The 19414-nt window shown below is 61.4% G+C and carries 20 protein-coding genes; 5 read left to right on the forward strand and 15 right to left on the reverse strand.

Annotated elements, in window-relative coordinates; translation table 11 throughout:
- Positions 1–271: 271 nt before the first annotated feature.
- From msrQ to Q7F16_RS29145, 6 genes are all read right to left on the reverse strand, one after another.
- Entirely contained in the window at positions 272–892 is a 621-nt protein-coding gene (gene msrQ / locus Q7F16_RS29120; RefSeq protein WP_046065862.1) for a protein-methionine-sulfoxide reductase heme-binding subunit MsrQ, read from the reverse strand.
- Positions 892–1905, reverse strand: coding sequence for a protein-methionine-sulfoxide reductase catalytic subunit MsrP (msrP, locus tag Q7F16_RS29125; RefSeq protein WP_409557066.1), 1014 nt, complete (start codon positions 1903–1905; stop codon positions 892–894). The genes msrQ and msrP overlap by 1 nt, the downstream gene beginning before the upstream one ends.
- A gap of 75 nt (positions 1906–1980) precedes the next feature.
- A complete protein-coding gene (pssA, locus tag Q7F16_RS29130) occupies positions 1981–2826 on the reverse strand; it encodes a CDP-diacylglycerol--serine O-phosphatidyltransferase (protein ID WP_409557065.1) in 846 nt (281 codons plus the stop codon).
- Between the two features lie 144 nt (positions 2827–2970).
- The gene (ilvC, locus tag Q7F16_RS29135) at positions 2971–3987 is read right to left on the reverse strand and encodes a ketol-acid reductoisomerase (RefSeq protein ID WP_003185459.1); all 1017 of its coding nucleotides are present in this window, start codon (positions 3985–3987) and stop codon (positions 2971–2973) included.
- 44 nt (positions 3988–4031) lie between these two features.
- The gene (gene ilvN, locus Q7F16_RS29140; RefSeq protein ID WP_003205610.1) at positions 4032–4523 is read right to left on the reverse strand and encodes an acetolactate synthase small subunit; all 492 of its coding nucleotides are present in this window, start codon (positions 4521–4523) and stop codon (positions 4032–4034) included.
- Between the two features lie 2 nt (positions 4524–4525).
- Positions 4526–6250: an acetolactate synthase 3 large subunit gene (locus Q7F16_RS29145; RefSeq protein ID WP_003205612.1), complete on the reverse strand. Its 1725-nt coding sequence runs from the start codon at positions 6248–6250 to the stop codon at positions 4526–4528.
- A gap of 401 nt (positions 6251–6651) precedes the next feature.
- Here Q7F16_RS29145 and Q7F16_RS29150 point away from each other — a divergent pair, with 401 nt between their 5' ends.
- Positions 6652–7074: a DUF4124 domain-containing protein gene (locus Q7F16_RS29150; protein ID WP_046065864.1), complete on the forward strand. Its 423-nt coding sequence runs from the start codon at positions 6652–6654 to the stop codon at positions 7072–7074.
- A gap of 6 nt (positions 7075–7080) precedes the next feature.
- Here Q7F16_RS29150 and Q7F16_RS29155 read toward each other — a convergent pair whose 3' ends face one another.
- From Q7F16_RS29155 to mrcB, 3 genes are read right to left on the reverse strand one after another with little or no spacing between them, the layout of a single operon-like run.
- The gene (locus Q7F16_RS29155) at positions 7081–7410 is read right to left on the reverse strand and encodes a YqcC family protein (RefSeq protein ID WP_003205615.1); all 330 of its coding nucleotides are present in this window, start codon (positions 7408–7410) and stop codon (positions 7081–7083) included.
- Positions 7410–8129: a tetratricopeptide repeat protein gene (locus Q7F16_RS29160; protein ID WP_046065865.1), complete on the reverse strand. Its 720-nt coding sequence runs from the start codon at positions 8127–8129 to the stop codon at positions 7410–7412. The genes Q7F16_RS29155 and Q7F16_RS29160 overlap by 1 nt, the downstream gene beginning before the upstream one ends.
- A 16-nt stretch (positions 8130–8145) precedes the next feature.
- Positions 8146–10464 (reverse strand): penicillin-binding protein 1B, encoded by a 2319-nt coding sequence (mrcB, locus tag Q7F16_RS29165; RefSeq protein WP_046065866.1) that lies wholly within the window; start codon positions 10462–10464, stop codon positions 8146–8148.
- A 128-nt stretch (positions 10465–10592) separates the two neighbouring features.
- Here mrcB and Q7F16_RS29170 point away from each other — a divergent pair, with 128 nt between their 5' ends.
- From Q7F16_RS29170 to Q7F16_RS29180, 3 genes are all read left to right on the forward strand, one after another.
- Positions 10593–12149, forward strand: coding sequence for a bifunctional aminoglycoside phosphotransferase/ATP-binding protein (locus tag Q7F16_RS29170; RefSeq protein ID WP_186652334.1), 1557 nt, complete (start codon positions 10593–10595; stop codon positions 12147–12149).
- 88 nt (positions 12150–12237) lie between these two features.
- Positions 12238–12579: a pentapeptide repeat-containing protein gene (locus Q7F16_RS29175; protein WP_014340229.1), complete on the forward strand. Its 342-nt coding sequence runs from the start codon at positions 12238–12240 to the stop codon at positions 12577–12579.
- A gap of 220 nt (positions 12580–12799) precedes the next feature.
- On the forward strand, positions 12800–13072 hold the full coding sequence (locus tag Q7F16_RS29180) for a TfoX/Sxy family protein (RefSeq protein WP_003205623.1): 273 nt from the start codon (positions 12800–12802) through the stop codon (positions 13070–13072).
- A gap of 223 nt (positions 13073–13295) precedes the next feature.
- Here Q7F16_RS29180 and Q7F16_RS29185 read toward each other — a convergent pair whose 3' ends face one another.
- Genes Q7F16_RS29185 through Q7F16_RS29200 form a run of 4 tightly spaced genes read right to left on the reverse strand, consistent with a single transcriptional unit; the run spans position 13296 to position 16846 of the window.
- Positions 13296–14150, reverse strand: coding sequence for a ChaN family lipoprotein (locus tag Q7F16_RS29185; RefSeq protein ID WP_409557064.1), 855 nt, complete (start codon positions 14148–14150; stop codon positions 13296–13298).
- 16 nt (positions 14151–14166) lie between these two features.
- A complete protein-coding gene (locus tag Q7F16_RS29190; RefSeq protein ID WP_079301785.1) occupies positions 14167–14934 on the reverse strand; it encodes a heme ABC transporter ATP-binding protein in 768 nt (255 codons plus the stop codon).
- A complete protein-coding gene (locus tag Q7F16_RS29195) occupies positions 14934–15917 on the reverse strand; it encodes a FecCD family ABC transporter permease (protein WP_172436090.1) in 984 nt (327 codons plus the stop codon). Before Q7F16_RS29195 ends, Q7F16_RS29190 begins: the two co-directional genes overlap by 1 nt.
- A gap of 50 nt (positions 15918–15967) precedes the next feature.
- Positions 15968–16846 (reverse strand): heme/hemin ABC transporter substrate-binding protein, encoded by an 879-nt coding sequence (locus tag Q7F16_RS29200; RefSeq protein ID WP_046065870.1) that lies wholly within the window; start codon positions 16844–16846, stop codon positions 15968–15970.
- A 255-nt stretch (positions 16847–17101) separates the two neighbouring features.
- On the opposite strand from Q7F16_RS29200, the gene Q7F16_RS29205 reads away from it, so the two are divergent.
- Positions 17102–17419 (forward strand): Rieske (2Fe-2S) protein, encoded by a 318-nt coding sequence (locus Q7F16_RS29205; RefSeq protein ID WP_046065871.1) that lies wholly within the window; start codon positions 17102–17104, stop codon positions 17417–17419.
- On the opposite strand, the gene sfsA is transcribed toward Q7F16_RS29205, so the two are convergent.
- On the reverse strand, positions 17375–18121 hold the full coding sequence (gene sfsA, locus Q7F16_RS29210; protein ID WP_409557063.1) for a DNA/RNA nuclease SfsA: 747 nt from the start codon (positions 18119–18121) through the stop codon (positions 17375–17377). The genes Q7F16_RS29205 and sfsA overlap by 45 nt on opposite strands.
- Positions 18121–19293 (reverse strand): pyridoxal phosphate-dependent aminotransferase, encoded by a 1173-nt coding sequence (locus Q7F16_RS29215; RefSeq protein ID WP_014340235.1) that lies wholly within the window; start codon positions 19291–19293, stop codon positions 18121–18123. Before Q7F16_RS29215 ends, sfsA begins: the two co-directional genes overlap by 1 nt.
- Positions 19294–19414: the final 121 nt, after the last annotated feature.

A 19414-nucleotide genomic window follows, 5' to 3' on the forward strand; every position in this document is an offset into this window, starting at 1 on the left:
TGCGCTTCCGATCTCTCGTTAGCGGGAGGCGAATTCTACAGCGTTACTCGCTGCTGTCAACACCTCTTTTTCACCGCTTTCGACCGAGAAGATCGAACCGCCGATAGAGCCAAACAACACCGCTCTATCTGCTCCTTCCGGGCTTCGATGAACTGAAGCCCAACACCTTCGAAACTTACTTAACTCATTGAATTTCAAGGAGTTTTCCGTTTCGACTGCGCCGGAAGTGGGGCGAATTATAGACTTCCAGAATCTGCCGTCAACCCCTAAATTACGCTTTTGTTGCAGAAGCGACTTTCCTACCCAGCAAACGCGGGATCCGGCGCATAACCGGCGGAACCCTCAGTACCAACAGTACGGCACCTATAAAGGCGTATATCGACCACTCTTTCAGATCTGCCCGCACGATCCACAGCATATGCAGCAGCCCAAGCCCCAGGATCAGATAAACCAGGCGATGCAGTTTCTTCCAGCGCACGCCAAGCCGCCGCTGACTGTAGCGATTGGAGGTGACCGCCAGCGCCAGCAGGCCGAGAAACCCAAGCGCCCCAACAATAATGTAAGGCCGCTTGCTCAACTCGACACCCAGCTGCGACCAGTCAAACCCCAATATGAACGCCGCATACCCACTCAAATGCAGCACCACATAAGCAAAGCACCACAATCCCAACTGCCGCCTGACCGCAATCCACCCCGCCCATCCCGTCAGCTTTTGCAGCGGCGTCATGCTCAAGGTGATCAACAACAGGATCAACGTGCCCAACCCGAATCGATCCACCAGCACCTTGCCTGGGTCAGGACCCAGCGAGTTCATCAAGGCCTCGTAAAGCCAGAACAACGGCCAGACCGCCGCCGCGATAAAGACGCCGATTCGCCAGACTGGAAAACGCATCAGTAGTCCTTCCTCAGGTCCATCCCTGCATATAAAGAAGCGACTTCATCCTGATAGCCGTTGAACATCAACGTATCGCGAACATTGGGACTGAACAGCCCGCTTGGTAAACGACGTTCACGCGCCTGGGTCCAGCGCGGGTGATCGACCGTTGGATTGACGTTGGCATAAAAGCCGTATTCGTCAGACGCAATGCTTTGCCAAGTCGTCTTCGGCTGCTCGCTCACCAAACTGATACGTACGATGGACTTCACACTTTTGAAACCGTACTTCCATGGGACCACCAACCGCAGCGGCGCGCCGTTCTGGTTCGGCAACTCCCGTCCGTACATCCCAACCGCCAGGATGGCCAACGGATTCATGGCCTCGTCCAATCGCAAGCCTTCGACATATGGCCAATCGATCAAGGCGAAACCAGAACTCTGCCCCGGCATGACCTTGGGATCCTGCAGGGTTTCGAAGCGGATGTACTTGGCCTTGGAGGTCGGCTCGACCTGCTTGAGCAGCGCGGAAATGGGGAAGCCGATCCACGGAATGACCATCGACCAGGCCTCGACACAGCGCAATCGATAAATACGCTCTTCCAGTTGATAAGGCTTCATGAAGTCTTCCAACCCGTAGCGTCCCGGCTTGCCCACCTCCCCGCCCACGACCACGCTCCAGGGCTCGGTCTTCAACGATCCAGCATTGGCTGCCGGGTCTCCCTTGTCGGTTCCGAACTCATAGAAGTTGTTGTAATGGGTTGCGTCCTTGAACGGTGTAATGGGCTCATTCTTGACCGTGACCGCGCCCCATTGGACTGAAGGCAGTTTCTCGGCAAACCAGGACGGCGCCTTGCCGGGCTCGACATCGGCATAACGCGCCGCATCGGCAGCACTGGCCCATCGTGGCAAGCTGCTCACGGCCAGGCCCGCCATGGTTGCACCGAGCATCTGACGACGGGATAGATAAAGGGATTCGGGCGTGACGTCCGATTCACGGCAGTCGGACGACTTGGGGATCTTGATCAGCATGACAACTCCGCAGTATTGGAGGGCAGGTACACCAATAGACTGCGGAGTATGGGGGAAATTACATTAAGGCAACGTTTAGCGTCGGCGAAGACGCAACAAGTATTGCACCGGCCCAGAGGCGGCATAGCCCAGGAACACCAACAACAGAATACGTGGCGGATCACTGAACACCACCGCGAATACCAGCACCACCGCCAGAATTGCCACGAACGGCACGCGCCCCTTCAGATCCAGCTCCTTGAAGCTGTTGTACTTGATGTTGCTGACCATCAGCATCCCGGCCGCCGCAACCAGCAGCGCCACCAGAAACGACATTTTTGAACCCTGGATGCCGTAATCGCTGAATGCCCAGACAACACCTGCCACGACACCCGCCGCGGCCGGACTGGCCAGGCCGATGAAGTAACGCTTGTCAGCCTTGCCGACCTGAGTGTTGAAACGAGCCAGGCGCAACGCCGCACCCGCCACATAGACAAAGGCAACCATCCAGCCGACCTTGCCCATATCCCCCAGCGCCCAACCGAACGCCAGCAAGGCAGGCGCTACGCCGAAGGCGACCATGTCGGACAGCGAATCGTATTCGGCGCCGAACGCGCTCTGGGTATTGGTCATGCGGGCCACGCGCCCGTCCAGGCCATCGAGCAGCATGGCGACGAAGATCGCAATGGCGGCGAACGCGAAGTAACGGCTCGCCCCTGCGCTATCGCCAGCGCTCAAGGCAGCCTGGGCACTCATGGAGCTGATGATGGAATAGAAACCGGCGAACAGGTTCGCGGTGGTGAACAGGTTCGGCAGCAGATAGATGCCACGATGCCGGACCTTACGGCCTTCTGCGTCATGGCCTTCTTCGACGTGCTCATCGATGGGCAACAGGCTTTCGGCGTCAGGAGCCTGGTTTGGCTCGTCGGGACGTTCGCTCATGGACAATACCTTGCAACGGTGTGAAAAAATTCGACAGATGTCTGGGACGACGGTTCTACCGCAAACGATGCAGCTTTATACCAGAAGCCACCGCCCAAACGAAAAAACGCGGCCAAGGCCGCGTTTTTCGATCAAGTTCGCGACTTAGTTCTTGGCTTTGTCGACGATCTTGTTGGCACCGATCCACGGCATCATCGAGCGCAGTTGCTCGCCGATGATTTCGATACCGTGGGCGGCGTTGTTGCGACGCTTGGCGGTCATCGAAGGATAGCCGGTAGCGCCTTCGCTGATGAACATCTTGGCGTATTCGCCGTCCTGGATACGTTTCAGGGCGTTGCGCATGGCCTGGCGGGATTCGGCGTTGATGACTTCCGGACCGGTCACGTACTCGCCGTACTCGGCGTTGTTGGAGATCGAGTAGTTCATGTTGGCGATACCGCCTTCGTACATGAGGTCAACGATCAGCTTCAGTTCGTGCAGGCATTCGAAGTAGGCCATTTCTGGCGCGTAGCCAGCTTCAACCAGGGTTTCGAAACCGGCCTTGACCAGCTCGACGGTACCGCCGCACAGAACGGCTTGCTCGCCGAACAGGTCGGTTTCGGTCTCGTCCTTGAAGGTGGTTTCGATGATGCCGGTACGACCGCCACCCACGCCAGCAGCGTAGGACAAGGCCACGTTCTTGGCGTTGCCGGACGCATCCTGGTAGATCGCGATCAGGTCAGGGATACCGCCGCCTTTCACGAACTCGGAACGCACGGTGTGACCCGGAGCCTTCGGCGCGATCATGATCACGTCGAGGTCGGCACGTGGCACAACCTGATTGTAGTGGATCGCGAAGCCGTGGGAGAAGGCCAGGGTGGCGCCTTTCTTGATGTTCGGTTCGATTTCGTTCTTGTACAGCGCCGATTGGAACTCGTCCGGGGTCAGGATCATGACCAGGTCGGCGGCAGCAACGGCAGAGGCCACGTCGGTCACTTTCAGGCCATGGGCCTCGGCCTTGGCAACGGTGGCCGAGCCTTTACGCAGGCCGACAGTCACGTCAACGCCGGAATCTTTCAGGTTGCACGCTTGGGCGTGACCTTGGGAGCCGTAGCCGATGATGGCGACTTTCTTGCCCTGGATGATCGACAGGTCGCAGTCTTTATCGTAGAAAACTTTCATGAATTTCCCCTATATCCGGCCGTTCAGGCCATTCGCTAATTTGGTTAGATGCTCAGTACTTTGTCGCCACGGGCAATCCCGGTGACGCCACTGCGTACGGTTTCCAGAATCGAGGCAGTGCCGATCGATTGAATGAAGCTGTCGAGCTTGTCGCTGGTACCGGTCAACTGAACGGTATAGACGCTGGCGCTGACATCGACGATCTGCCCACGATAAATATCGGTAGTGCGTTTGATCTCGGCGCGCTGGGCGCCGGTGGCCTTGACCTTGACCAGCATCAGTTCACGCTCGATGTGAGCGCTTTCCGACAGGTCCACCAGCTTGACCACCTCGATCAGCTTGTTCAGGTTCTTGGTGATCTGCTCGATGATTTCATCGTGCCCTACGGTGGTCAGCGTCAGACGCGACAGGGTCGGGTCTTCGGTTGGCGCCACGGTCAGGCTTTCGATGTTGTAGTTGCGCTGCGAGAACAGGCCCACAACACGAGACAGCGCACCCGGTTCGTTTTCCAGAAGCAGGGAAATAATATGTCGCATGATTAGGTACGCTCCGTCTTGCTCAGCCACATATCGCGCATGGAGCCGTCTTTGATCTGCATCGGGTAGACGTGCTCGCTGGTGTCGACCGCAATATCGATCACCACCAGGCGATCCTTCATGGCGAACGCTTCCTCCATCTTCGACTTCAAATCCTTCGATTCGGTGATGCGCACGCCAACGTGACCGTAGGCCTCTGCCAGCTTGACGAAATCAGGCAACGATTCCATGTACGAGTGCGAGTGACGGCTGCCGTAGCTCATGTCCTGCCACTGGCGAACCATCCCCAACACGCCGTTGTTCAGGATCACGATCTTCACCGGCAAACCGTATTGCAGGCAGGTGGACAGTTCCTGGATGTTCATCTGGATGCTGCCTTCGCCCGTGACGCAGGCGACATCAGCCTCTGGGAAGCTCAACTTGATGCCCATGGCCGCCGGGAAACCGAAGCCCATGGTGCCCAGGCCGCCGGAGTTGATCCAGCGATTGGGTTTGTCGAACTTGTAGTACTGCGCAGCGAACATCTGGTGCTGACCCACGTCGGAGGTCACAAAGGCGTCGCCCTTGGTCACTTCGCACAGGGTTTCGATCACGGTCTGCGGCTTGATCACACTGCCGTCACCCTTGTCATAAGGGAACAGGCCACGATCGCCGCGCCATTCATCAACCTGCTTCCACCAACTGGCCACGGACTCCTTGTTTGGAACCTCGCCGATTTCCTTGAGAATGGCGACCATTTCGGTCAGCACGCTCTCTACAGGACCGACAATCGGCACGTCTGCCTTGATGGTCTTGGAAATGGACGCCGGGTCGATGTCGATGTGGATGATCTTGGCGTTCGGGCAGAATTTCGCCGGACCATTGATGACGCGGTCGTCGAAACGTGCGCCGACCGCCAGGATCACATCGGCGTGGTGCATCGCCAGGTTGGCGGTGTAGCTGCCGTGCATGCCGAGCATACCGATGAACTGACGATCGGTGCCCGGGAACGCGCCCAGGCCCATCAGCGTATTGGTGACCGGCAGGTTGAGCATTTTCGCCAGTTCGGTCAGCGGCGCGGAGCCACCGCCGAGGATCACGCCACCACCGGAGTACAGCACCGGGCGCTTGGCCGCCAGGAGCATTTCGGCTGCCTTGCGGATTTGCCCGGAGTGGCCGCGTACGGCCGGGCTGTAGGAACGCAGCTTGGCTTTTTTCGGGAAGATGTATTCGAACTTCTCGGCCGGGTTGGTCATGTCTTTCGGGACATCGACCACGACCGGGCCCGGACGACCGGATTCAGCCAGGTAGAAGGCCTTCTTCATGACTTCCGGGATTTCCGACGCGTGCTTGATCATGAAGCTGTGCTTCACGATCGGCCGGGAGATACCGATCATGTCGGTTTCCTGGAATGCGTCGGTGCCCACCATGGTGCTGGGCACCTGGCCGGAGATGATCACCATCGGGATGGAGTCCATGTACGCGGTGGCGATACCGGTGATGGCGTTCGTGGCGCCTGGACCGGAAGTCACCAGTACCACGCCGGCCTTGCCGGTGGCACGGGCATAGCCGTCAGCCATATGGGTGGCCGCCTGCTCGTGACGAACCAGGATGTGGGTCACTTCCGGTTCTTTGAACAGGGCATCATAGACATGAAGAAGAGCACCACCGGGGTACCCGTAGATATATTTGACGCCTTCGTCACGCAAAAAGCGGACGAGCATCTCACCGCCAGATAAAAGCTCCACGTTGTTCACCTCTAAAACGCCAGAATACCGACCCACAAGAAAGGGACGGGTCTTAATAGGTTTACTTCTCGGCAGAGCATGAGCGACGGTGGTCGCCGACTACGTCAGCACTGACTGAGCAAGTATTGGGATCGTCCCAAGTGTTGCGGGCCTTTCCCACCCAGCGCGAGGTAACGCGTTGCGGGTGTAACAGGTCGGCGCGGATGTGCGCCTCATGATCTGCCGAGTGGGTCTGCTTCTGGCAGTCCCTCTACAGCGGACTTTGGATTCTTCTGTTTCGCCTCCTTCAAGTCAAGTCGTCTATGTGCTTTATTCGAAGTAAGCGCATGAGAACGCAAGAAAAAACCTTTAAACGGCAACTGTGTTAGCTTCAATTGCGCAACCCATGACAAGGAAACAGCATGCGAATGATCTTCTTGACGGCCAGCCTGCTGGTTGGCCTGAGCCCGATATGCATGGCCGGTCAGGTCTACAAATGGGTAGACGCCCAGGGCGTTACCCACTTCGGCGCCCAGCCGCCCGAAGGCACGGAAGCCACGACCGTGATCAAGTCCGCCCCGCCGCCCGCCAAACCGGCGGCACCGCCGTCTGGCGGAGTCATTGGCGACCAAAAGGCCATCGACCAACAGGTCAAGAAACAGGTTGCCGAGCAGGAAGCCCAGCTCAAGGCGTTCTGCGAACAGGCCCGGACCAACCTGGCGCAATTGCAGAACAACCCCAGGGTGCGCGAAGACGTGGAGGGGGAAATGCGCCGCCTCACCGAAGAAGAGCGGCGCCAGCGGATCGAGGAGACACGCCAGCAAATCGAGGAGAACTGTCAGTAACGTCGGTCAGCCGGCGTTGCTGATCAACTGATCGAACTGCGCCAGCAGCCGCTGCAACTCGATGCCCTGCCCTGGCCGCTGGGCATAGACCATCTCGGCCATGGCAAGGATGCCCGAGGCGTTGGGCAGCGGCAGGTCATTTTCCAGGATGGCTTTCATCCTGGGCAGGAAGATCCATTGCAGCCATTGCTCGAAGTCCAGGGTGTCGACCGCGAACGGCTCGACACTGGCCAGCGCCTGCGCCGAAGGCGAAACATCGCTCCACCAGCCCTGGACCCGCAACTCCCGCTCGATCAACAGCAACTGATCGGCGATCTGAGGAAAACGCGTATCCATCAAAGCGAAACCTTGGCCTTCTGACGGGCCAATGCCGCGCCAGCGGAATCGCCCTGTTTCTCACGGGCCTGGGCGATCAATTCCCACAGGCTGGCCTGAAGTGCCGGGCGACCACTGGAGAATGTCAGGCCACGACGAGCCAGTTGTTCGGCTTGCGGCGCATCGCCCTGGGCCATGCGTACCTGGGCCAGGCGATAAAGCACCTGGGGTTCGCGCGGCGCCACACGCTGGGCGCGCTCCAGGCTGGAGGACGCACCGTTGAGATCACCGCCAGCCTGTTGCTGTTGCGCCGTGGTCAACAGGGCCAGCACCGGGCCGTCCAGCTGTTCATCGGCGGACAACCCACCGGCACCTGCCGACGGGACGCTGCTCGGCGTCGAAGGCATGCTGTAGCTGCCCTGGTTGATCGGTGAGGTTTCGATTGGCCCAGGGGTGATCGGACCCGGCGTGATCGGCGTGCTGCTGATCGGCGCCGAGGCCGTCGCGCCACCACCAGGCACCATCACGACGACACCGGTGTCGCCCTGCGGGATTGCCTGGACCTGGCCCTGCACCGGCCGCTTCACCGTCGTCTGACGGAAACCGCCGTTGGCCGAGACCCGCTCACTGTTGGAAACAGCAGTGCCGGAATCAACGACCGGAATCGAACCGCGCTGTACGGTAGAGCAACCACTGAGCAAAGCCACGGCCGTTACCGCTGGAATCAACCACTTGTTCACTTGAAACCCTCTTTGCTTAATTCATCCAGTCCTTGACCCAATCCATCACCGACTCGGCGGGATTCGTGCCGCCACAGGCTGCACCGGGTGGTGGTTCGCTGCCGCGAATATACGGCATCTGCACAGCGCCCGGGCAATTGGCATCGGAGCCTTGGCCCGTGCGCGAATCAACCCACGCCTGGACGATGTTGTCCGGTTGCGGCATGTCCAGCGGCAACGGGTCGGCCTTGCGCATGAAACTGGTCCAGACCTGCAGTGCACCGGTGGCACCGGTGAACGGGGTCTTGCCGTTGTCATCCCGTCCGAGCCAGACCACCGCCAGCAGGTCCTGGCTGAAGCCGGCGAACCAGCTGTCGCGCGAGTCGTTACTGGTGCCGGTCTTGCCCGCCAGGGTCAGGGTCCGGGGCAGCACGTTATAGACCGAACTGCCGGTGCCTTCACGCATGACCCGCTGCATCGCGCTCTGGATCAGGTAAATGGAGGCCGGATCGAAACGCTGCTGGATCTGGAACGGATAACGCTTGAGCGGTTCGCCATCGGCGGTCAGCACGCTGCGAATGCCGCGCATCGGCGTATTGAAACCGCCATTGGCCAGCGTCTGGTACATGGCCGCCACTTCGATCGGCGCAAGGCCACCGGCCCCCAACAGCATCGATGGGAACGCCGGGAATTCACGACTCACCCCCAGGCGCGCCAAGGTCTTGAGGACGTTCGGCACGCCGACTTCCAGCCCTAGGCGAGCCGTCGACAGGTTGTAGGAATGCGCCAGCCCCTGGTAGAGGAACACCGTGCCGTGGGACCGACGATCATAGTTCTGCGGTTTCCAGACCTGGCCATCGGCGCCCTTGACCGAGAACGTCTCGTCCGACAGCCAACTGGTCAGTGTGTACTGGCTCGGCTTTTCCAGGGCGGTGAGGTACACCGCCGGCTTGATCAGCGAGCCAATCGGGCGCACCGCATCCAGGGCCCGGTTGAAACCGGCGAAACTGGCCTGGCGGCTGCCGATCATGGCCTGGACTTCGCCGGTTTCCGGGTTGGTCACCACCATGGCCGCTTCGACTTCGTCAGCGCCCTTGCGCCCGCCCAGTCGCTTGAAGGTGTCCTCGACCGAGGCTTCGGCCTTCATCTGCAGGATTGGGTCGAAGCTGGTGAAGATGCGCAGGCCTTCTTCGGTCAAGTCTTCGTCGCGGTAGTCTTCGCGCAGCTGACGCTTGACCAGGTCCATGAAACCTGGGAAGGAACTGTCCGCCAGGCTGCCACGCTTGGTCACGCCCAATGGCATCTTTTTCGCTGCCTCGACTTGCTCGGCCGTCGCTACACCCTGTTCCTGCAGCAGGTCGAGCACCAGGTTGCGCCGTTCGAGGGCGCGTTCCGGATTACGACGCGGGTTGTAGGAAGACGGTCCCTTGACCATACCCACCAGCAACGCCACCTGATGCAGCTTGAGCTCGGACAACGGCTGGCTGAAGAAGAACTGGCTGGCAAGGCCGAAACCGTGCACCGCCCGCTGACCGTCCTGGCCGACGAATACCTCGTTGAGGTAGGCCTCCAGAATCTCCTGTTTGTCGTAGTGCAGCTCCAGCAACAACGCCATCATGGCTTCGGTGAGCTTGCGGGTCAGGCTGCGCTCGTTGGTCAGGTAGAAGTTCTTGACCAACTGTTGGGTCAGGGTACTGCCGCCCTGGCGCATACGGCCTGAGGAGGTGTTGACCCAGATGGCCCGGGCGATCGACTTGGGCGAGACGCCGAAGTGATGGTAGAAGTCGCGGTCTTCGACGGCGATCAGCGTATCGAGCAGGAACGGCGGCACCTGGTCGATCTTGATCAGGATCCGGTCTTCGAGGTTCTTGGGGTACAGGCCACCAATGAGCAGCGGCTCAAGGCGCACCACCGACAGGCTCGCGTTTTTTGCGCCGGTCAGCGCAGCGACATAATCACCGGAAAACCGCACCCGCACCGGTTGCGCCTGTTCCATGCCTTCATAGAACTGGAAACCACGGGTATTGAGGTCGATGGTATTGCCATTGACCGAGGCCGCACCCGGACCGTTGGCCACGCTTTCACGGCGATAACCCAAGGCGTCGAGTTCGGTCAGGAAATCATCCTTGCTCAGCTTTTGTCCGACGAACAGCTCCAGCGGCCGGGCATAGACCTTGGCCGGAATGGTCCAGCGCTTGCCGGAGAACTTCTCCTGGACCACGGCATCGAGATAGACCGCAAAACCGGCGAGCACGACGAGGCCCACCAGGCTGAGTTTAAGGGCCCAGCCCAGCCAGGGCCGCAGGCGGCTGGCGGGTGGTTTCTTGGGGGTACGGGGGGATCGGGTACGAGTCATGGCGGCGGATTATACGCACTTTGTCGCGGTTCAACATGAGCCCAGCACACAGGCCATCCGGTTTGCGTTCGCGTCGCTTGCCGCCATAATGACGGCCTTGAATTTTTCCCGTCTATGAAGGACCGCCCGTGAGCCAATCCCTGATCGCTGCCCTGCAAAACCCGGCCCTCTACCCGCATCCCGTCGAAGGGTTCCAGGTCATCGAGACCCACATTTCCTGGGTATTGCTCACCGGGCCTTACGCCTACAAGTTCAAAAAGCCGGTCAACTTCGGTTTCCTCGATTTCACCAGCCTCGAGGCGCGCAAGCACTTCTGTGGCGAGGAGTTGCGCCTCAACCAGCGCCTGACCCAGGACCTGTACCTGGAAGTCCTGCCGATTACCGGCAGCGCCGAAGCGCCACAGCTGGGTGGCGACGGCCCGGCCATCGAGTACGCCCTGAAGATGCGTCAGTTCCCGCAGAGCGAACTGCTCAGCACGCTGCAAGCCAACGGTGAGCTGACCACCGCGCACATCGACGAGATGGCCGCGCAGATCGCCCAGTTCCACCTCTCCACACCCAAGGTGCCCGCCGAGAACGACGCCGGCACCCCGCAAAGCGTGATGGCACCGGTGCTGCAGAACTTCGAACAGATCCGCCCGTTCCTCAACGACAAGGCCGACCTGTTGCAACTCGAGGCCCTGCAAGCCTGGGCCGAGAGCAGTTTCGAACGCCTCAAGCCGCTGTTCACCCAGCGCAAGGCCGAAGGTTTCATCCGCGAATGCCACGGTGATATCCACCTGGGCAACGCCACCGTGATCGACGGCAAGGTGGTGATTTTCGACTGCATCGAGTTCAACGAACCGTTCCGTTTCACCGACGTCTACGCCGACACCGCGTTCCTGGCGATGGACCTGGAGGACCGCGGCCTGAAGTCGCTGGCACGGCGCTTCGTCAGCCAGTACCTGGAACTGACCGGCGACTACCAGGGCCTGGAGCTGCTGAACTTCTATAAAGCCTATCGCGCCCTCGTCCGGGCAAAAGTCGCACTGTTCAGCATGCCGGCCGAAGCCGATCCGGTGCAGCGCGCCACCACCCTGCGCCAGTACCGCAACTACGCCAACCTGGCCGAAAGCTACAGCACCATTCCTTCGCGCTTCCTGGCCATCACCCACGGCGTCTCGGCTGTCGGCAAAAGCCATGTCGCGATGCGCCTGGTAGAGGCACTGGGCGCCATCCGCCTGCGTTCGGACGTGGAGCGCAAGCGCCTGTTCGGCCAGCAACAGGTACCCAACGATCCACAGGCCGGCATTTATAGCAGCGACGCCAGCAGCGCTACCTACGCCCGCCTGCATGAAATCGCCGCGGTGATCCTGCACGCCGGCTTCCCGGTGGTGATCGATGCCACTTACCTCAAGCGTGATCAGCGCGACGCAGCGGCGAAAATCGCCGAGGCCACCGGTGCTCCGTTCCTGATCCTCGACTGCAACGCGCCGCAAGCGGTCATCGAAAGCCGCCTGGCACAGCGCCAGGCCGACCAGAAAGACCCTTCCGATGCGAATCTGGCGGTCATTGCCGCACAACAATCCAGCCGTGAAGCCCTGACCCCGGCGGAAATTCTCTGCAGCAAACGGGTCCAAACCAACGAAAGCGGCACACTCGACATCGTGGTCGCGCAGATCCGTCAGCGCCTGCCAGGCCTGTAACTATTTTCGGCCGTGAAGCGATGCCCGGCTTCACGGCCGCCAAATAGTGGCACTATACTGGCGTCATAAAACCAACAGGTGATATGAAATGAGCCTCCCCAAGCTTCTCAATACCCCGCTTTATGCCTTGCTGCGCAAAGACGATATCGCCGGGTTCAACAGCGAACGCCCACAAGGTCCGGTCGACATGCGCGGCGGCGACTTTCGAGGCCTTGATCTGCGAGAACTGAACGCGGACGACGTTGACTTCAGCGACGCCTACTTCCGCTCCGCCGATCTGCGTGGCATCGATTTTCGCAAGTCGTCACTGGAAGGCGCGAGCCTGGCCCATGCGCAAATATCCGGCGCCTACTTCCCGCCCGAGTTGTCTGCGGACGAGATCCTGATGTCGATGAACTTCGGCACCCGCCTGCGCTATCGCAGCCGCTGACAGGTAAACCAGGTCGGCCAACGCGCGGACCTGCCACCACCGAACGGATCTCCAGCGCCCCCGCTTGCGCTGGAGAATGCAGCCTTTTCCCACCCCATCGTGCGTAATGCATTAGAAGCTTTTGCGTCGAATCCGACCAAAGAATCACGCTTTTCCTACTGACCGCTACACTGCTCAGAAGCTTGCCCACTGCACCAGTCGGCCGTCGCAAGGAGGCTCGATGAATGATGAACTGCAACACCTGAAGAATCTGGGCAAGACATCAGCCCAGTGGCTGCACGCTGTGGGCATCCACAGCGCTTCCGATCTACGCCGGCTCGGCGCGGTGGACGCCTATCGCGCCGTGCGCACGCGCGGCTTCCGAGCGTCCAAGGTGTTGCTGTACGCCATCGAGGGCGCATTGATGGATGTGCATTGGAATGACATCCCCGCCGAGCGCAAAGAAGCCCTGAACAAACAGCTGGACGCCATTTCAACTCGCCACAAAGCCTGACGCCTCCTTCGCTTCCAGCGCGAACCCTGGCAGCGAGGTTATTTCGGCGAATCGCAAAACAATGTTTGACATGGTAATGAGAATCGCTATGATTAACACATCCGGTCGCGAGACTGGCCGATATTTGAACAGCCCTTGGTTCGGACTCTCAGATATCTCCTCATCAGGCTAATCACGGTTATTTGACCCGGCTTTTGCCGGGTCTTTTTTTGCCTGTAGAAAATCACTTCCCGACGTGTTCGCGCATCTGCGCACAGTAATCCTGTGGCGGCATGGCCGGCGTGTACCACACGTAATCCGCCATGGCCGATGTCACCTCACTGCCCTCCTCGGCCAGCATCAGGACGATAGGCGCCTCGCTGGCACCGAGATCCAACGCATGCAGCGGCACACCGACATCTTTTCGCGCATGCCAGGCACCGGCGAACAACAATGCCGGTGTCGGCGCTTGCAACAGGCGCTCGGCCATGCGCCGGTCACGCTGTTGCTGCACGGCCAGCATCGCCGGCATTTGCGACTCTGGCAGCAAACCGCAGTGGGATTCACGGATTTGCCCCAACAACGCGTCCTTCACCGTGGCTGCATTGGAGCGAGTGCCCATCAAGTTGGGAGCTTGTCGATAGAAACGCTGGATTTCGGCGGCGTCCAGATTGGCGGCCAGCAACGGATAGCGCTGCGCCAGGACAAACTCGACGACGGGGCCATACAGGCTCCAATCCCAGCCCGGCGACCAGTCCAGCGCGTCGGGCAGGTCCTTCGGCAAGGCGGATAGCTGGCGGACTGAATCAACGCGTGGCTGCTGGGCGGGGGTGAGCATTTCCAGCAACAGGCTGCCCTGGGCCCGCTGCCCGGCCAGGGCCTGGAGCAGCCATACCTGCAGTGCGTGCTGATCGCGATTGTCGTGCCGCTCCCCCACCACCACCCGAGGCGCCGTTGCCAAGTGTTCGACCAATGCCTGGGGCGTCACGGCCTGGCCATTGTGCAAATCACGGATTCGTCCGCCGAGTGGGGGCGGAGCGATGCTCTGACACGCCGTCAGTACACTCAATGCCAGAATCAGGAGCAGGCGCACGTCCATATCCTCCAGGGCGCCCTCAGCGGGCAATGATCAATGGATGCCCGCGCTCCGGATGGTCTTGCACCAGCACGTCCAGGCCAAACACCGCCTTGAGCGGTTCCGGGCGCAGCACGTGCCGGGGCGTGTCCAGGGCCACAGGTCGACCGGACGCGAGCAGCAACAGGCGATCACAGTAACGCGCCGCCAGGTTCAGGTCATGCAGGATCACCAGCACGGCAGCGCCGCGACTGGCGAATTCACGCACCGCCTGGAGAATGGTGTGCTGGTGCAGAGGATCGAGCATCGAGGTCGGCTCGTCCAGCAACAGGGTTTGCCCCGCTTCACCCGGCCACAATTGCGCCAACACTCGCGCCAGATGCACCCGCTGGCGTTCGCCGCCGGACAACGCCAGGTAACTGCGACCGTGCAGATGCGCCGCGTCAGCCGCTTGCAGCGCCGCGGCGACGATTTGCTCGTCGCGCAGCCGACCACTCTGGTGCGGCAGGCGCCCCATGCCGACGACTTCCTCGACACGGAAGGCAAAATCCAGGGTCGAGGACTGCGGCAAAACCGCCAGGCGCCGGGCACGCTCGGCACCCTGCCACTGGGCCAGTGGCCGGTCATCCAGCCAGACCTGCCCCTGGGCCGGGCGCAACTCGCCGCACAGCCCCGCCAAAAGGGTACTTTTGCCCGCACCGTTGGGCCCGAGCACGCCGAGCACTTCGCCAGGGTTGAGCTCGAGATCGACGTCTGCCAGTACCGTCTTGCGGCCACGGTGGATGTGCAGGTTCTGCGCTCGCAGCATCAGGCGCGCCCTCGCACCAATAGATAAAGGAAGAACGGCGCGCCGATGAAGGCCGTGACAATGCCGATCGGCAATTCCGCAGGGGCCAGTGCCAGGCGCGCCACCAGGTCGGCGAACAACAGCAGGCTGGCACCCGCCAACACCGAAGCAGGTAGCAACACCCGGTGGTCGGGGCCGGCCACCAGCCGCACCAGATGCGGCACCACCAGCCCGACGAAGCCGATCATGCCCGCCGCCGCCACCGCCGCACCAACCCCCAAGGCCGTACAGAACACCAGCTCACGCTTGAGCCTTTCGACGTTAACGCCCAGGTGGGCAGCCTCGGATTCCCCCAGCAACAGCGCATTGAGTGCCCTGGCCCGGCGTGGCAGCCAGAGCGCCACTCCGGCACTGACCAGCAACAGCGGCCACAACCGCGCATAGCTGGCGCCGTTGAGACTGCCCAGGTTCCAGAAGGTCAGGGTGCGCAGGGTCGCATCATCCGCCAGGTAGGTGAACAGGCCGACGGCCGAACCGGACAGTGCGGTCAGGGCAATACCGGCCAGGAGCATGGTCGCGACATGGGTCTGGCCGTTGCGTCGTCCAAGACGATAGACCAGCGCCGTAACACCGAGCCCGCCCAGGAATGCACATAACGACAACACGTAGGGGCCAAAGGCTTCGGGCAACCCACCCAGCGCCGAGCCGCCGACAATGGCGAACGCGGCGCCCAGTGCCGCACCGCTGGACACGCCCACCAGCCCCGGGTCCGCCAGTGGGTTGCGAAACAGTCCCTGCATCGCCACACCGGACAACGCCAACACCCCGCCCACCGCCAGCCCCAGCAAGGTACGCGGCAAACGGATCTGGCCGAGGATCAGTTCGGCCTGCTCCAGACCATCGGCGGCCACCGGTAAACCTGACAGACGCAAGGCGGCGTGCAAGGTGTCGAGCAGCGGCAGGCTCACCGGCCCCAGGGCCAGGGATAGCCAGGTCGCCAGCAGACACAGCAGGCTCAGGCCAATGAACAAGGTGCGAGGCTTGACCAACGAGGTCATGGCGCCGTGGCCGACTCAGCCGGATAGAAGCCCGCCGTCAGTGTCGCCAGGCTTTGTGGCAACCGCGGGCCCAACCCGCCCACCAGCAGCGTCGGGTCGAGCTCCATGACGCGCCCGTCCCTGGCGGCCCGGGTCGAGGAAAGAATCGGGTTTTCCCGGAACAGTGCGGCACGCGCTTCCTCACCGCTCAGGGCACGGTCGGCAAAGACCAGCACTTCGGGATTCAGGCTGGCCAGGCTTTCCACGGAAAAAGATTTATAGCCGCTGTGGGTCGCCAGGTTGTGACCGCCGGCCTGCTGTAACAGCCAATCAGCAGAAGTGCCCTTACCTGCGACCAGTGGCTTGCCGCCGGAACTGCCCACCAACAGCAATACGCCGGGGGCCTTTTGTTTGCGCTGGGCCTCAGCCACCCGGGCCTGTTGCTGGGTGAGTTGTTTTTGATAACGGTCGAACAACCGCGCTGCCTCGGCCTCGGCCCCCAGCAACTGTCCCAGGTGCCGCAGATTGCCCTGCAGGGCCGGCAGGTCTGGTGTGGCCGAGAACAGTTCGACCTGCACACCGGCGCTGCGAATTTGCGCCAGCACGGGCGGTGGCCCCATTTCCTCGGTGCCCACCAGGATCTGCGGACGCAGGCTCAGCACGCCCTCCGCCGACAGCTGTCGCTGATATCCGATACTGGGCAAGGCCCGCAAGGATTCAGGATGCTGGCTGGTGGAGTCCACGCCCACCAGCTTCGACTCGCCCCCCAGCGAACTGACCCACTCCGACACGGCGCCACCGGCGCTGACCCAGCGTTGCGGCAAGTCAGCAGCGCTGGCCCCCTGGTTGAGCAACAGTGCGACACAGAGCGCAACAACGCGGATGTTCAGGCGCATCGGGCAGCTTCCTCAAAGAAGTTTTTCACAGGACCGGTCCCGGCCAAGTATCCTCAGCCACCTGCGAAGGAGGCGCCATTTGATAATTGTTTTCATTTGACCGTCAAGCATAGATCTTTTGCCACACGAAACCTTGTGGGAGCGAGCTTGCTCGCGATAGCGGCGTGTCAGTCACTGAGATGTTGAATGTGCCGCCGTCATCGCGAGCAAGCTCGCTCCCACAGTGGATTCACACCGACAAATATAGAGATACACATGAAGTTTCTTTGTACCGCCGCCCAATTGCCCGACAACGGCAGTCGCGGTTTCGACCTCGATGGGCGCAAGGTCCTGGCCGTACGGCGCGCCGGCCTGGTGTATGCCTATCTCAACCGCTGCCCGCACCGTGGCGTGCCGCTGGAATGGCAACCCGACCAGTTCCTCGACCCCAGCGCCAGCCTGATCCAGTGCGCCACCCACGGCGCACTGTTTCTGATCGAGAGCGGTGAATGCGTGGCCGGCCCCTGCGCCGGTCAGTTCCTCACTGCCCTAGACAGCCGGGAGGACGAGCAAGGCATCTGGGTCGAGCTCTAGCAACACTGGCAACGCGCGGTCCACCCACATCTGCTCGGACGTCAGCGTGACCCCGTAGGCCAGCACCTCCACGCCCGCCGCCACCGCATCACGCAGGGCAGCGGCGTACACCGGGTCGATTTCCTGTGCAGGGCGCACCGCTTCGATGCCGCTCAGGTTCACACAATACAGCTGCACCGCCCGCACACCGTCCCGGGCCAGGCAGGCGAGTTCCCTCAGGTGCTTGGCCCCGCGCAGGGTCACCGCATCGGGAAACGCCGCCACATTCGTGCCATCGAACCCCAGCGTGACGCTTTTGACTTCGACCCAGGCCGAGCCTTGTTCATAGTCCAGGCGAAAATCGATACGGCTGTTTTCCACACCATAAGCCACTTCACGCTTGAGCCCGGTAAACCCGTTCAATTCGCTGATGACCCCAGCGCGCAAGGCCTCTTCGATCAACGCGTTGGCCCGCGCGGTATTGATGCAGGCGAGCCGCCCCTGAGGGGTTTCGCCGATTTCCCAGGTGCCGGGCAACTTGCGCTTGGGGTCGCTGGAGCGACTGAACCAGACGCGCGCGCCTTCAGCCATGCAATTGAGCATCGAGCCAGTGTTGGGGCAATGAATGGTGAGCAACTCGCCGTGAACGGTCTCGATATCGGCTAGAAAACGCTTGTAACGTCGAATCAAGCGACCTTCTTCCAACGCAGGGGAAAAACGCATCAGCCTTGCCAGCTCCGTAGTCCACGTTCGATTCGTGCCACCGCTTCCTGTAGCCGCGGCAGGCTCTGGGTGTAGGCGAAGCGCACATGATGGCCGGCCTGATGACGGCCGAAATCCAGGCCTGGCGTGAAGGCCACGTGCTCGGTTTCCAGGAAGTGCTGGCAAAACGCAAAGGCATCGCCGCCGAACGCGCTGATATCGGCATAGAGGTAAAACGCCCCTTCCGGTTCCACCGCAATACCGAAGCCCAACTCACGCAAGGCCGGCAGTAGAAAGTCACGGCGCCGTGCGAACTCGGCCCGCCGCTGCTCGAAGATCTCGATGGTCGCGGGCTCGAAACAAGCCAGGGCGGCGTATTGGGCCATGCTCGGCGCACTGATGTAGAGGTTTTGCGCGAGCTTTTCCAGCTCGCCGACGGCCGCCGAAGGGGCCACCAGCCAGCCAAGTCGCCAGCCGGTCATGCCGAAATACTTGGAGAAACTATTAAGGACAAAGGCGTCGTCGTCGACTTCCAGCACGCTGGCGGCGTCGGTGCCGTAGGTCAGGCCGTGATAGATCTCGTCCACCACCAGATGGCCGTTGTGACCCTTGATGGCCTTGGACAATCCCGCCAGTTCGTCCCGGGTGAGAATCGTCCCGGTCGGGTTGGCCGGCGAGGCCACCAACGCACCGACGCTGTCCTGGTCCCAATGGCGGTTCACCAAGTCTGGCGTCAATTGGTAACGCACCTCGGGCCCAACGGGCACCAATTGCGCCGCACCTTCGACCAGGCGCAGGAAATGACGGTTGCACGGATAACCGGGGTCGGCCAGCAGCCAATGCTTGCCTGGGTCCACCAGCAAGGCGCTGGCCAGCAGCAACGCGCCGGACCCGCCCGGGGTCACGAGGATGCGTCGGGGGTCAATCTCCACCCCATAGCGTTGGCCGTAGAAACCGGCGATGGCCTCGCGCAGCTCGGGAATGCCACGGGCCGCGGTGTAACGGGTCTTGCCCGCCGCCAGCGCGGCCTGGCCGGCCTGGATGATCGGCTCGGCGGTGGTGAAGTCCGGTTCGCCGATCTCCAGGTGGATGACATCATGCCCGGCGGCCTGCAGCTCGTTGGCACGGGCCAGCAGCGCCATCACATGGAAAGGTTCGATGGCGCGGCTGCGCGCACTGTAGGGCTGAGCCATTGGCCTTCCTTCAGGGGAAAAAGAACCGATTCTACCCAAGTCCGGAACAACTGCGGGAACGAGCTCTAACCCAAAGCGGTCTGAGCCCTCGGATTGCAGGAAATGACTCCCGCGATTGGCC

This window comes from Pseudomonas sp. Lb2C2, from assembly GCF_052112205.1.
GTDB lineage: Bacteria > Pseudomonadota > Gammaproteobacteria > Pseudomonadales > Pseudomonadaceae > Aquipseudomonas > Aquipseudomonas kilonensis.